11 protein-coding genes are annotated in these 13,919 nt (G+C 43.3%); 2 read left to right on the top strand and 9 right to left on the bottom strand.

Annotation, left to right across the window (positions count from 1 at the left end):
- Positions 1-2 precede the first annotated feature (2 nt).
- The gene (locus D0T66_RS00875; RefSeq protein WP_163355144.1) at positions 3-875 is read left to right on the top strand and encodes a hypothetical protein; all 873 of its coding nucleotides are present in this window, start codon (positions 3-5) and stop codon (positions 873-875) included.
- 572 nt (positions 876-1,447) lie between these two features.
- Here the strand turns inward: D0T66_RS00875 and D0T66_RS00870 are convergent.
- The 8 genes from D0T66_RS00870 to D0T66_RS00835 all read right to left on the bottom strand — a co-directional run bounded on the left by D0T66_RS00870 (position 1,448) and on the right by D0T66_RS00835 (position 11,759).
- On the bottom strand, positions 1,448-2,476 hold the full coding sequence (locus tag D0T66_RS00870; RefSeq protein WP_163355143.1) for a S41 family peptidase: 1,029 nt from the start codon (positions 2,474-2,476) through the stop codon (positions 1,448-1,450).
- A gap of 46 nt (positions 2,477-2,522) precedes the next feature.
- The gene (locus D0T66_RS00865) at positions 2,523-3,326 is read right to left on the bottom strand and encodes a glycoside hydrolase family 25 protein (protein ID WP_163355142.1); all 804 of its coding nucleotides are present in this window, start codon (positions 3,324-3,326) and stop codon (positions 2,523-2,525) included.
- 5 nt (positions 3,327-3,331) lie between these two features.
- The gene (gene rfbC / locus D0T66_RS00860) at positions 3,332-3,880 is read right to left on the bottom strand and encodes a dTDP-4-dehydrorhamnose 3,5-epimerase (protein ID WP_163355141.1); all 549 of its coding nucleotides are present in this window, start codon (positions 3,878-3,880) and stop codon (positions 3,332-3,334) included.
- A 6-nt stretch (positions 3,881-3,886) separates the two neighbouring features.
- Positions 3,887-4,753 carry a glucose-1-phosphate thymidylyltransferase RfbA gene (gene rfbA / locus D0T66_RS00855; RefSeq protein ID WP_163355140.1) on the bottom strand — a complete coding sequence of 289 codons (867 nt, stop codon included), beginning with the start codon at positions 4,751-4,753 and terminating at the stop codon, positions 3,887-3,889.
- A 60-nt stretch (positions 4,754-4,813) separates the two neighbouring features.
- Complete coding sequence (locus D0T66_RS00850; protein WP_163355139.1) at positions 4,814-5,185, bottom strand: putative quinol monooxygenase; 372 nt, start codon at positions 5,183-5,185, stop codon at positions 4,814-4,816.
- An 87-nt stretch (positions 5,186-5,272) separates the two neighbouring features.
- Positions 5,273-7,018, bottom strand: a complete 1,746-nt coding sequence (locus D0T66_RS00845) for a phospho-sugar mutase (RefSeq protein WP_163355138.1) — start codon at positions 7,016-7,018, stop codon at positions 5,273-5,275.
- A 219-nt stretch (positions 7,019-7,237) separates the two neighbouring features.
- Positions 7,238-9,460, bottom strand: a complete 2,223-nt coding sequence (locus D0T66_RS00840; protein WP_163355137.1) for a lipopolysaccharide assembly protein LapB — start codon at positions 9,458-9,460, stop codon at positions 7,238-7,240.
- 22 nt (positions 9,461-9,482) lie between these two features.
- The gene (locus D0T66_RS00835; protein ID WP_163355136.1) at positions 9,483-11,759 is read right to left on the bottom strand and encodes a cation:proton antiporter; all 2,277 of its coding nucleotides are present in this window, start codon (positions 11,757-11,759) and stop codon (positions 9,483-9,485) included.
- A gap of 238 nt (positions 11,760-11,997) precedes the next feature.
- Between D0T66_RS00835 and D0T66_RS00830 the strand changes: the two genes are divergently transcribed.
- Complete coding sequence (locus D0T66_RS00830; RefSeq protein ID WP_163355135.1) at positions 11,998-12,330, top strand: hypothetical protein; 333 nt, start codon at positions 11,998-12,000, stop codon at positions 12,328-12,330.
- Positions 12,331-12,443: 113 nt separating this feature from the next.
- Here the strand turns inward: D0T66_RS00830 and D0T66_RS00825 are convergent, their stop codons facing one another.
- Positions 12,444-13,868 (bottom strand): glutamate synthase subunit beta, encoded by a 1,425-nt coding sequence (locus D0T66_RS00825; protein WP_163355134.1) that lies wholly within the window; start codon positions 13,866-13,868, stop codon positions 12,444-12,446.
- Between the last annotated feature and the right edge of the window lie 51 nt (positions 13,869-13,919).

Genomic DNA, 13,919 nt, shown 5'->3' with positions numbered 1-13,919 from the left:
ATATGAAAAAAGTACTTATCGGATGCATATGTATTGGGCTATTGGCCTCATGTAATGTAAAGAACTCGGAAGAGTATAAACGTTTAGAAGCTGAACGCGATTCCTTGGCTCAAATGAATGCCGAAGGAGCGACCGAACTGAAAGAGATGATGGCAATCATCAGCGATGTAGAAGAAGGATTTGACCAGATCAGGACTGCTGAAAACTACCTTGCTGTACAAAGTAAGGAAAGCGGAAAACTATCGCAGGACAAGCGGGCTGAGATAAATAGCAATATCACTATGATAAACGAAATCCTCAAGAAGAACAAGGAAGATATCGCAAAGCTCAATTCCCAGCTCAAAAACTCGAAAAACAATTCCAGCGGCCTACAGGCTACAATCAAAAGGCTGAATGAACAGCTCGCCGAAAGAGCCTTGGCTATTAACGAATTGCAGGAGGCTTTGCAGAAACGCGACGCCCAGATTCTCCAACTGCAAACAGATGTGCAGGACTTGTCCGACAATGTGCAAATATTGGCAGAGAAGAATGAATTGCAAGCAGATAAAATAAAAGAGCAGGAAGTCGAGCTCAATACAGCTTATTACATGTTCGGAACCAAGAACGAACTGAAAGAGGCTAAGGTGATAACAGGTGGATTCCTGGCTTCTACAAAGGTATTGAATGAAGGTATAGAAAAAGATAAGTTTATCACTATCGACATTCGCAATGTAGAAGAGATACCTGTATATGCCAAAAAGGCAAAGATACTATCGGATCACCCGAAAGGCTCGTATGGAATAGGCACAGATGCAACGGGAAATGCTGTTATTCGTATCTCCGACTATCAACGATTCTGGAGTATTAGCCGTTTCTTGATTGTTCAGGTTGATTAAAAACCGATCCTCAATTTTTATAATATCTAAGGAGTAGCCTTCGGGTTGCTCCTTTTGCTTTTGCCCCTGCGTCCAACCTCTTTCCCTTAAAAAAGTAACAAACCTATACTTATTTCGAGTATTTTTCTCATCATGTTACTTTTCTTTCCCTCTTGTAAACTCATAACTAATAAACCCGTTCACTCAATAATTACTAAACCACGAAGAACACAAAGGTTCTACACTAAGTTCACAAAGAGCAGACACGCTTGTCATGCCGACAATAGGAGGCATCTCTTTCGCGCTTTTGGATAGAGACTTCTCACATCCGTTCGAAGTGACAATAAAAAGTAACACAAGTGTACTTATTTTCGACGTTTTTTATCGAGTTACTTTTTCTTTTTAACCACAGAGTTTTTCACAGAGTAATACAGAGGAAAAAAGTAACATTTCTCTACTCATTTCGAGTATTTTTGACAGGTTACTTTTCTTTTTCGTTTTGTAAACTCATTGCTAATAAACCCGTCTACTTGTTTACTCGTATACCTGTCTACTTATAAATAAATATAGATAAACTTACAAGAAAATTATAATCAAGGATTACTTAAAATATACGCCCGAGCCCTTTCGATGATGGTGTCTTTTCCGTTTTGCTTGTCTGTGTCGTCCATATTGACCGGCACATCCGGGTCTATTCCGAATTCGAGATGTTCCATGTCGAGATTATACATAGGCGAGGCCGAGAAACGAATAGACCATCCATTCGGTATCTCCGACGAGAAAGGCAATCCGCTTCCGCCGCCCGAACGGTCGCCCATCGTGATTACATTGGGAGCATACGAAACCGTATTGATAAAATCGTTCGTTGCGCTGTAACTACGGCGGTTTGTGAGTACCACAACAGGTTTTAGCGTCCACATGATTCTGCCTTTAGGCGCTTCTACCTCGCGTTTATAAGGCTTAGAAAAGCTGTCGTGCCCTTTTCCTGTCTTGTGAGAAATATAGCCTACCTGCGTTTTTCCGTCAAAGAAACGGGCTGCCAGCCGCTCGCTCTGTGTCAGCATGCCACCGCCATTGTTGCGGACATCCACTATCAAGCCATGCGCCCCACGCAGGCGATACAAAATATAATCGAGATTCGTCTCGCTAAAACCGTCAGAGAAGCTTTCGCAATAGATATACCCTACACTATCGGGCAGCATTTTGTATTTCAACCCTCCGGCAATACTATATTCGTCACTTTTACCCAGATACTTCAATTCCAGCAGGTTTTTGTCAAAATTGTATGGATAATCCTCGAACCAAGCCCAATAGCGCGCATTGTCGAACCGGGAAACCAGATTGACGTGTCCATCCTTCAGTTCGGCAAGCATATCGCGCATCAGGTAGAAAAAATCATACTGATTCATATCGTCGGTCACTTGGGCAGCATAACGATCGTGTACTTCGTCCCAATCGACATTTTTATATTCGAAGAAGCAATAACGTTCGTCCAATACTTTCCATAGCATTTCGAAGTTTCCTTTATTCGTATTCGAATAATTGTCTTCGTGAAAGCACGATGTAAACAGACAAATTACGGACAAAAAGGCAAATGGTATATATCGGAATAGTCGTGACATAGTTCAATTTTATTTTTCAATATTCTGTATGACAAAGATAAACTTTTCAGGGCAATAACAATTCCCTGAACTCGCGGAAAGAATACCTGTAATAGTTTAAATCTATTTTTTCGCCCACTCCGGAGAGTTTTCCCGTATGCGAAAACTGCCAGATACGCCAGTTCTTAATATCATCGCCCGGTTCCCTGTGCAAATCACATATCCAGATATAATTATTGGGAAGCACATCTTTTACATACAACTTGTAGCATTCTTTATTGGTATAAATCATCGGCCGCACGCCATAATGTTCGTAGAGAGCCATTTCCAGATGCTTCAACTCATTCTTTACCGAAGCATTGAACGTGCTGTCTTTACTATGCGGATTCGATTTGGAATGCTCTACATCGATGACGGGGATCAAGTCGCCCGACCCGCTTTTGGCATGTTTGATGAAATGCTTTGCCTGTTCCTTACCCGATACGCCAAAGGTATAGAAATGATATGCGCCGATAAGAACACCCGCTTTTTGAGCACCAACATAATTCTCGGCATAATTCCGGTCGGTATGCGTCAACCCTTCGGTTGCTTTGATGTATGCGAAGGTTATATTATTCTTACCTGCAACGACAGACCAATCCAATACAGGCTGATGATGCGAGACATCGATACCCCGCACGACATATTTGTCCGAATCGAATTTGTTCGGTTCGGTTTTCCAGTATTTGAAATAGGCAAAAGTGAGTGCTGCTCCCAGAAAAGCAAGAATCAACAACCCGATAGCCAACCGCTTTATCCGTACACTTTCCTTATCGGTACGTTTCCGGCGGACACGCTTTTTCGGAGATGCTTTCCTGCGTTTCTTAGCCATGCTGTTTAGTCGAATAGAATTGCTTCGGCAAGTGTTTTAGCAGCTTTGTCTTTAGCGGAAAGGATTAGTTCCGATTCGTGTTTTCCCCAGTCTATATTCAATGTCTCGTCATTCCAGAAGATAGAAGCATCATGCTCCGGCGAATACAGATTATCCACTTTATAAGAAAATACAGCTGTATCGCTCAATACGAGGAACCCGTGCGCAAAACCGCGAGGCACAAAAAGCTGTTTTTTATTCTCGTCCGACAATTCCACCGCTACATGCTGCCCGAATGTCGGCGACGATTTGCGGATATCCACCACTACATCGAGCACAGTGCCTTGTAAAGCCCTTACCAGCTTTGCCTGCGAATGTTCGCCTCTCTGGTAATGCAATCCGCGCAATACTCCTTTGGTTGATTTGGATTCGTTATCCTGTAGAAATTCTACTTTTCCGACATGTTGTTCGAAAAGAGCCTTTTTGTACGACTCCATAAAATAGCCTCTGTCGTCAGCAAATACCTTGGGTTCGATAACCCAAACACCTTTTATCTTTTGTTCTGTAAACTTCATTGTTGTTTATTGGTCTAATAGACTGAGTATATATTTTCCGTATGCGGTTTTATCTAATCGTTGTCCTAACTGGCGTAGCTGTTCGTCACCAATCCATTTATTGCGCCATGCAATTTCTTCGATACAGGAAACATAAAAACCTTGTCGGTTCTGAATCGTTTCCACAAAGTTTCCGGCTTCAAGCAAGCTGTCGCAGTTGCCCGTATCGAGCCATGCAAAACCACGCCCGAAGAGTTTTACCTGAAGGCTTCCTTCTTCCAAATAACATTTATTCAGGTCGGTTATTTCATATTCCCCACGAACCGAAGGTTTTAGGGCTTTAGCCTTTTCCACCACCGTTTTGTCATAGAAATACAATCCCGGAACAGCATAATTCGATTTCGGTTTCTCGGGCTTCTCTTCCAATGAGATCACCCTACCCGACTCATCAAATTCCACCACACCATAAGCGCGCGGATCTTTGACGTAATAGCCGAATATACATGCACCGCCTTCAATCGAAGCCGCTTCGCGCAGCATCTTGGAGAATCCTTGCCCGTAAAACATATTGTCTCCCAGAATAAGGCATCCCGGCTCTCCGGCAAGGAAATCGGCACCCAACACGAATGCCTGTGCCAGCCCGTTGGGCGTCTCCTGAATAATATACTCGAATTTCATCCCCAAGCCTTCGCCTGTTCCGAGCAAGTCGCGGAACATAGGTAAATCACGGGGTGTGGAAATGACTAACACTTCGCGTATTCCCGCCAACATCAATGTGGATAAGGGATAATAAATCATTGGTTTGTCGTATACCGGCATAATCTGTTTCGATATAGCCTTCGACAAAGGGTAAAGTCGTGTTGCGCTTCCTCCTGCAAGAATAATTCCTTTCATGGACGATATTTTTATATTATATGGCAAAGATAGTATCTTTTTCGGGAAATGCTATAATGATTAATACACTAACGTCGCCCGTTCGAGTGTAGAAGATTCAAACCTTCCTTCTGTCGCCTTCTTATATTGGGCATAGTGAGCGGAAGCTCCATGATTATCCAAATCCTCCTGCGATGCCCATTCCTCTATCAGCACATACTCGTTTGACTCACCTTCTTTTTCCAGCAGATAATAGGCTATACAGCCTTTTTCTTTGCGGGTTTCGGCAACCATCGTTTTCAGTGCCGACATTAACTCGTCTTTACATTCGGGTTTTATCGTCAGCGACACCACTAAATGGATATGTCCTTGCTCTTTGGAATTGTCGGGCTTATTTGTTGTGCAACTCATCGTAAATAAAGCGATTAATAATACAAACAAAACTTTCTTCATGTGCTGTTATTTTTATAGTTGTTTCTGTAAAGGTAATAAAAAGGCCCATCTTAGCGATGAGCCTTTATCATATTTATAGAATAGGTGTTATACACCCAATTCTTTCATAATCTGTGCAATCTTCTGTTCTGTTCTTTCGTTCAGAGCATTATAATCGGCACGCGAATTCAATTTATCGTGTACCTCGATATAGAACTTGATTTTAGGCTCTGTACCCGACGGACGGATAGATATTTTAGTCTTGTCGGCAGCAAAGTATTGCAATACGTTCGATGTCGTCGGCATCTCTAACGTAAACGTCTCATTCAGATTCAAATCCTGTGCTTTGAGTGTAGAGAAGTCTTTCATCAATATGACCTTCGAACCGGCAATTTCTTTCATCGGGTTATCGCGGAAGTTCTTCATCATTGCTTCTATTTCTTCGGCGCCTTTCATACCTTCGCGCACAACGGAGATACCTTTCTCTTTCGAGAAGCCGTATTCCACATAGATATCCTGCAGCAATTCGTATAATGTTTTACCATTATCCTTCGCCCATGCAGCCATCTCGCCGAACAACATAGCAGCCGAAACAGAATCTTTATCGCGTACAAAATCTTCGGCAAGGAAACCGTAGCTTTCCTCTCCCCCTCCGATGTAGATACGTTTTCCTTCCAATTCGCGCATCACTTTGGCAATCCACTTGAAGCCGGTGTAACACTCGAACATCTCCACGCCATTCTTTTCCGAAATGGTTTGCGTCAACGTACTCGATACAATGGTACGGACGGTATATTCTTTTCCTGTGAGTTGTCCTAACTCTCTTTTTCGGGTAATAATATAATACACCAGCATCAGCATGGTCTGATTACCATTGAGCAGGATAAATTCGCCTTTATCGTTACGGATGCCCGCACCGAAGCGGTCGGCATCGGGGTCGGTCGCAAATACCAATTCGGCATTCGTCTCTATTGCCCGTTGAAGTCCCATTGCCATGGCAGCAGGCTCTTCGGGGTTTGGCGATTTTACCGTAGGGAAGTTACCGTCTACAACGTCCTGCTCCGGCACGTTGATGATATTGTTGAATCCGGCAGCCTTCAATGCCATCGGAACGATTTTCACCCCTGTACCGTGAATTGGCGTGTAAACAATCGGCAAATCGGCATATTTTTTAATGCAATCAGGCGAGAGCAGGATGGTTTTCAACTCCTCAATGAAGGCATTGTCTATCTTCTCTCCTATCACCTCGATAAGCTTCTCATTCTTCGCGAATTTGATTTCATCGACCTTCACGCGGCCAACTTCGGCAATAATGTTCCTGTCGTGCGGAGGAACAACCTGCGCCCCATCGTTGAAGTAAACCTTATAACCGTTATATTTCGGTGGGTTGTGGGATGCTGTAATCATCACCCCGCTCTGGCAACCCAATTTGCGGATAGCATAGGAGATTTCGGGTGTAGGCCTCAAATCTTCAAAGACATAAGCCTTGATACCGTTAGCCGAGAAAATTCCAGCAACCGTGTCGGCAAAAAACTTGCTATTGTGGCGGCAGTCGTAGCCAATAACCACTTTTATCTGGTCAAGTCCGGCAAATTCTTTCAACAGATAGTTAGCCAATCCTTGTGTTGCAGCACCTACAGTATATATATTCACGCGGTTACAACCGGCTCCCATCACTCCGCGAAGCCCACCCGTACCGAATTCGAGCTCTTTGTAGAAAGCATCGATAAGCGGGTTTTTATCAGGATTATCCAGCAGCGCCTGTACTTCTTTCCGTGTTTCGGCATCATATTTATCCGAAAGCCATGTCTTTGCTTTTGCTATAACCTGTTCCAGTAATTCGTTATTTTCCATTTCTCAGCAGTTATTATTTTTTAGATATTTATTTCTATAGTTTTATATCAAATTGTGATTCTCTCTTTTGGGGGAGAGGCAAATATAATGAAAGCCGGGCACAATCAAGCTTGCTTGTAATTGCCGGGGTGCATCTTATAGTCTGCAAATATAATAAAAACTTCATCGAGTCTTGTATAAAATCCGGGGCTCTTTGGGCATTAAATCGGCCAAAAAACATTACATATTGGTCAAATATTGTATTTGGTCGAGTAAATACGCGAATATTAGTTTATCTTGACCTAAAACTACTAAAATTTCTTTATCCGCCTCAAATAATTCGACAAAAGAATCATAATTTTCTGACATCTGCGCCGAACGTTTATAATACTCTATCGCTTTCGACAGGTTTCCCTGGCATAATTCTACATGCCCTGCATTGAGAAAATCATGCACAGTCGGGTTCTTTCCTGAAATCTGCGCATAGTATTTCTGCGCCAGTTCGAACTTTCCGGACAAGAATGCCGTCCATGCAATCGGACGCAAGGCTTTAGGGCTTTCTTTCGATTCCGAAAATTCTACTTTAAAATAGCTGTTCAGCGCTTTCTCGTAATCCTTCAGTTCCAGATAACAATGACCGATAGCCATTTCCAGGCTCATATTCTCCGGCGTGATAGCCAATGCCTTCAGATAATATTCTATGGCGCGGGTATATTCTTTCTTCGAACGGTAGATGTGCGCTATACGGCGGAGTATCCACGAATTGGACGGCGTAATCAAATCGGCCTGCAAATAAGCTTCCAGCGCCCCGTCGAGGTCGTCGAGCATCTGCTTGCAATAACCTATCTTTTGCCATACATCGCCGTTGTCTTCGCCTCGTTTTATCAGGATTTCGAATATATCGAGTGCTTCTTTGAAATTGTCCTTATCGAAGCAGTAAAGCGCTATCTGCCTGATGCTTTCGGCATCGGAAATAAGCGGAGCAATCGTTTTTTTATCATAGAAGTTCAGACGTAACTTAAATATATCGAAGAAATTGCCCCTGTACGGATTCAGCTTGAAGAAGCGATATAAATCCTGAATATACTGGTTCGAAACGGTTTCTTCCGTCGCTTTTTTGTTCATTTCCAAGGCTTCGCGTTGCATCTGCTTCATTTCTTCCGATTCGGCGCCCATCCGGTGCAACATGATTTCGCGCTGTGCCTGAGGAATTTGCAACAGGCTCAGGCAAAACGAATACTTATCCGAATTGCACATATGATTTGAATCGATAATAGCAGCCTTCAACAATAAGGAACTATCTCCTGTATTGAATATGTCGGATATTTCGGAATAAGATGTATCAAAAGGCATAAACCAATTGCCCATCTCCGAAAAGAAAGGAAAATTCTTCAGACTCGAGAAGGTGGAATGAAAGACATCCGCCCCCTCCATTTGCAGGTTCGAATATTCCTGCAATTTATCGGCCAAGCCCGATTCTTCGAGTTCCTTTTTCCATTCGGGATTTTTGCCCGAAAAATCCGAGTCGCTCAATAGTTCTTCCATATTGAGTTTACGCCCTGCCAAATTGTTGAAACGCATCATTTCAGGCAGTATTTCTTCGGTAATCTTCTTACTTATACGTTCCGTCTCGCGCGAACGTATCAATTGGATGATAACCGTTCGGACTGACTTTCGGAAATCGGGGTTTTCGCTCAATGTATCCAGCTGATTTTGCAGTTCGGGATAATATTGCCAGCGCACATCATACATTTGCATAATGATAATCAATGCTACTGTAGCGCGCGCGCGAACCTGCATTTCTTCCTCTGCTGCCGCATACATCAACAATTGGATTTTGCGAAAATCGAACCGATGCAGTAAATTGAGTGTGATTGCCGATACTAACAGGCATTTCTCGCGCGTATGGATGTCTATACTTTCCAAGAAAGCTTTGTAGCTTGCTAAATCTTCTTCTTTTGCGCGAGGTGAAACGAATATCGCATTGAACATCTCCGAACCGATACGTTCGCGGCGGATAGCGGTATCTTTTGCCTTCCGTTTCTTTTCCTCCTCGTTTTCTATCAGCTCCAACAATGACAAATTAGCAGTTATGTCTTTCAACTGTGCACGGCAATCATTGACGGATAGAGGTGCATTGACCTCATTTATCCGCAACCTTTCGAAGAAAATATTGGAGGATTCTATCTTCAGCAATTCGTCGGTAATATCGTCTGTCAATTCGTATAACGAGCGTAGTAAATTGTTATAAACCTTTTCGCGTTCAGCATCTTCCGTCTTTTCGAAGAAATAGTGAAGCATGAATTTATAATTGGTTTCGAGTTCGCTCAACGTCTCCAGAACCCGCCAATCCTGACTGTTGGCCGCCACCGTATTCAACGATTTGAATGCGTTGCGCAACTGCCTTTTTGACAGGTATTGCAATATATCTTTCTTTTTGCTTATAATGTCTTTTATATTCATTCGTTTTATTTAGCTATGTGTGTTATTTATTCAGAACAAGCGTCGAAGGGATATCTTTCAGCCATTTGGTATTTGTATCGTCCAGCCGCTTCCAGCTATCGAGGCTTATCATCATCAAATCCTGCTTTTTCAGGATAGAACCGTCGATAGGTATATGCTTGTTCCACAATTGGAACAGATAAGGATTTACAGCCTTTATAGCCCTGATGGACTGGATGAATTGGATAGAATTATCCGACAGCCCTATAGCGTCCCACAAAGTAATACGCACATAGGAGTTTTCGGCTAAACGTTCCATAAATTCACCCATAAAGATATCTTCTTCGTCGAGTATCGGCACAAATATGTTGCGGATACCTACCATACCCTTATCAATAAATATGCCAATCGGAATATGCGTCTTGGTGATGATGGTACGCGTAGCCATATCGATAGGTGCGCCTACTGCGTGCCGCCATCGCTTATATCCTTTCAGCCGCTTCAATACGAAACGGGGAATACGGATAATACGATTGGTATGATGCAATGCCCGGCTGAAAAGGTTAGACCCGAATAACGAACCGCGTGCAGCAACCAACAGGAGGTTATATTCGCCTTTGTTCGCTATTTTTGCCACACTCGAAGGGATATCGTTCACCACCTCGAAGGACGGCACAATATTCTGGTTCAGTATAGAAGCTTCGTCCAGTACCGGTTTGAATATACTTTCTTCCTCTTCGTCCATTCCATATTGATACAAAGCATGCCCCTCTGTCAGGTGAATCATTGTCAGCTCCGACTGCGACTGTCGCTTACGGATAAAACTATTGGCAAGGAAAAGGAGTTTTCGTCCCATTTCGGTATTGTCGAACGATACCACGATGCGATATTTCTTCTCTTTGGCTGTTTTCTGCGATTTCTTTTTGCTGTATATCTTTTCTATCAAGTCGAGCAGCGGCGAGGTGAGGAAGGTTGTTGCCAATGCCACTACCACCATCATGGCAAACACTTCGGGCGTAAGGAAGCCCAAATCGAAGCCGATAGTCAGCACGACCAACTGCATCAATCCGCGTGTATTCATCAGCGAACCGATAATCAGGCTGTCTTTCCAGCTCTTCCCCAGAAAACGGGCAGCCAATGCACTACTGAAAAGCTTACCCACAATCGCCAGTAAAACAATCGCTCCGCAGATTGCCCATAGACGCGGCTCATTCAGCAATCCTATCTGCGTGCGCAAGCCGGTATATACAAAGAACAAAGGGAGAAGCAATACAAGTGTTACATCTTCTATTTTTTCGGTTATCAGGTTGCGGAAGTTAACGCTCGACGGCATAATAACACCCGCTATAAACGCCCCGAACAGCGCATGGATGCCAATTACTTCGGTAGCATAAGAGGAGAAAAACAATACCACGAAAAAGAGAGCGATAACGGCTTTGCTCAATATCCTTTTCGACGATTGTTGGCTCGCAACCCGCTTGAGAAAAGGACGTACGACCTTAAACATGAAAAGAATATAAACCACCGACAACAATATGACATACAGAGCACTAAGAAACGAACCCGCTTTGCTGATAGCAATAACCACTGCCAGCAGACACCAGGCGGTAATATCATCGATAGCTGCGGTAGTTATGATGGTCGAACCCAGAGGTGTCTTATTTATCCCCCGCTCGTGGATTATACGCGCCATTACAGGGAATGCGGCGATACTCAACGCAATACCCATAAACAGGGCAAAAGGCAGGAAGGGTGTATTCTCATACGTAAAACCGTCATACAGCAAGTAAGCTAAAAGCACCCCGAACGTAAACGTAACGGCAATACTGCTATGGCTGATGATGATGGCATCGTTTGCCTTGCTTTTGATGGTACGTATATCCAATTCGAGCCCCACGATAAACATGAACAGGATAAGGCCTATCTGGCTCAGAAAATTAATATTCCCCAACGAAGAGGCAGGGAAAACATAATCATATATTTCGGGGAAGTAATGACCTAACAAAGAAGGGCCTAACAACACTCCGGCCAGAATCTCCCCGACGACTGTAGGCTGTCCTATTTTCTGGCAAATCCAACCGAAAAGCCTGACAGCAATAAGAATGACAATAATTTGCAGGAGGAGGATGGAAACAGGATCAAATAGGTTGTCGAGCATATTGGAAATAAAGCTTACCCACGAAGATTGCCCGTCTACCCCTAACGAATCCACCTGTACAGGCTCGAGGTTGATTTGTCCGAAGCGCACCAGCAGATAAATCAGGATAAAAGACACCCCTACTAAAACAGAGTAGAAAATCAGATTTTTATGCTTTCTCATATACTCGTGTATTTTACCCGAAAACTATTTGAACAGCTACTTTTCCAATACAAATATACGACTTTCTAAAATATAGAGGTATTATAAAACAAACATCTCTATCGGGATTTTTCAGTTAAAACAAAAATAAAAGAATTAAGAGATAATTATCTCTGTTTATCAAACATTTACTATCTTTGAATTATAAGAAACAAACACACTAAGGGTATATAGCTATATCATGCACAAAAGTAAATTTTTGAAAATAATCCTAATTACCGCTATTGCCATTTGTGCAGTATGCCTGTTTGCAAAGTCTTTTTTGGCGATTCATACTTATCCGGAATATAAAGGGGATGGGGTAACTCTCTTGTTTAAACTCAATCCACTCGGAGAAAATTTTGTTCAAGAAGACAGCTATACTGATGATATGAAAAGCCCTCTACGAATCTGTAAAGACGAAATGATGTTTATAGGACAGGATACTATAGAACATATTTTCAAAATCTCATTACCTATCTACCTTTTCACCTTACTATTATTGGTTTCCATATTCTTGAAAATAAAAAATCCGGCATGGAAAAAGCGGTGATTGATTATCCCGATTATATTGTACTCCCTCGTCCGATAACAGCATCTTCCCAATGTGCAAATAAAAGCCCCTGAGAAAAATCTCAAGAGCCTTCATCATCATACACATACTAACTATTTCTTCAAAAATTCATCTATATGTTTAGCCGTCTCACGCCCCGAGGCTATACACCTCACAACCAAGGACTGACCGCTGACACAGTCGCCCGCAGCAAAAACCTTGCTGACATTTGTCCGGCGTTTGTCGTCGGTCTGCACATTATGACGGATGTCGTCGACTTTCAAGCCCATCTCGGCTAATAAACCATCCTGCGTCGGATGTAGGAAACCTAAGGCAAGAAAAACTAAATCGACTTTGAATATTTCTGGTTTCCCAACCTCTTTCAGTGTCATTTTACCCGAATCATCCTTTACCCATTCGATTTCAACCAGTTCGACGCCCGTCAATATCCCATTTTCGCCGATAAAGCGTTTGGTATTTACCGACCAACGGCGTCCGCAACCTTCGAGGTGCGAAGAAGATGTTTTCAACACCACAGGAAAAGGCACAGGCCAAGGATTCTCTATATCTTCCAGTTTAGGCGGCTTCGGCATAATCTCTATTTGCAGAATATTGGCAGCCCCCTGACGGTTGGCCGTTCCGATACAGTCCGAACCCGTATCGCCACCACCGATAACCAGTACATTTTTTCCTTTGGCATCTATTAATTCTTTTGCCGGAACTGTCTCTTTCGCTACTAACTTATTTTGCATCGAAAGGTATTCCATGGCAAAATAGACGCCTTTCAGGTCACGTCCTTCGACAGGCAAATCGCGCGGAATCTGCGAACCGATAGCCACGCAAACGGCATCGTATTGTTGAAGCAGGTCTTTACCTTTAATGTCTTTACCCACTTCTACACTGGTAACAAATTTCACTCCTTCGGCTTCCATCAGTTTCACGCGGCGCTCTACGACGCTCTTATTCAGTTTGAAATCGGGGATACCATAGCGAAGCAGCCCGCCGATACTGTTACTCTTTTCATAGACGGTAACTTCATGCCCTTTTCGGTTCAATTGGTTGGCTACGGCTAATCCCGAAGGCCCAGAACCGATAACGGCAACTGTTTTCCCCGTCCTTACTTCGGGTATTTGCGGAACGATATAGCCTAATTCATAAGCCTGCTCCAAGGTAGCAGCCTCATTCTCCCTGATTGTAACAGGAGAGCGGTGCAACGAAAGCACACACGAGCGTTCGCAAGGTGCAGGACAGACACGTCCCGTAAATTCCGGAAAATCATTTGTTTGCTGCAACACTTCGGCAGCTAAACGCCAATCACCTTTGTAGATATATTCCTGCCATTCGGGCATCTTATTCCCCAACGGACAAGCCCAATGACAAAACGGCACGCCGCAATCCATACAGCGCGAAGCCTGTTCGCGACGGTCGTCCGTATTCAGCGTTTGTTCTACTTCGCCAAAGTCGGCCACTCTATCTTGTACCGGACGATAGCCGGCTTCTTTTCTCTTTACGGTTAAAAATGCTTTTGGGTTACCCATAATGTCAATATGAAAATTCGGATATTAGCAAATTAGCAAATACAGTACATT

The organism is Dysgonomonas sp. 25 (assembly GCF_010501075.1).
Lineage (GTDB): Bacteria > Bacteroidota > Bacteroidia > Bacteroidales > Dysgonomonadaceae > Dysgonomonas.
The sequence above is the reverse complement of the archived record's forward strand: the minus strand, read 5'-3'. Positions and strand labels throughout refer to the sequence as shown.

Bases quoted from the DNA above. Each gene is read 5' to 3' on its own strand.
- D0T66_RS00835 (WP_163355136.1), bottom strand. From the start codon at position 11,759: ATGAGAAAGCATAAAAATCTGATTTTCTACTCTGTTTTAGTAGGGGTG.
- rfbC (WP_163355141.1), bottom strand. From the start codon at position 3,880: ATGAAGTTTACAGAACAAAAGATAAAAGGTGTTTGGGTTATCGAACCC.
- D0T66_RS00865 (WP_163355142.1), bottom strand. From the start codon at position 3,326: ATGGCTAAGAAACGCAGGAAAGCATCTCCGAAAAAGCGTGTCCGCCGG.
- D0T66_RS00825 (WP_163355134.1), bottom strand. From the start codon at position 13,868: ATGGGTAACCCAAAAGCATTTTTAACCGTAAAGAGAAAAGAAGCCGGC.
- D0T66_RS00845 (WP_163355138.1), bottom strand. From the start codon at position 7,018: ATGGAAAATAACGAATTACTGGAACAGGTTATAGCAAAAGCAAAGACA.
- D0T66_RS00850 (WP_163355139.1), bottom strand. From the start codon at position 5,185: ATGAAGAAAGTTTTGTTTGTATTATTAATCGCTTTATTTACGATGAGT.
- D0T66_RS00840 (WP_163355137.1), bottom strand. From the start codon at position 9,460: ATGAATATAAAAGACATTATAAGCAAAAAGAAAGATATATTGCAATAC.
- D0T66_RS00870 (WP_163355143.1), bottom strand. From the start codon at position 2,476: ATGTCACGACTATTCCGATATATACCATTTGCCTTTTTGTCCGTAATT.
- rfbA (WP_163355140.1), bottom strand. From the start codon at position 4,753: ATGAAAGGAATTATTCTTGCAGGAGGAAGCGCAACACGACTTTACCCT.
- D0T66_RS00875 (WP_163355144.1), top strand. From the start codon at position 3: ATGAAAAAAGTACTTATCGGATGCATATGTATTGGGCTATTGGCCTCA.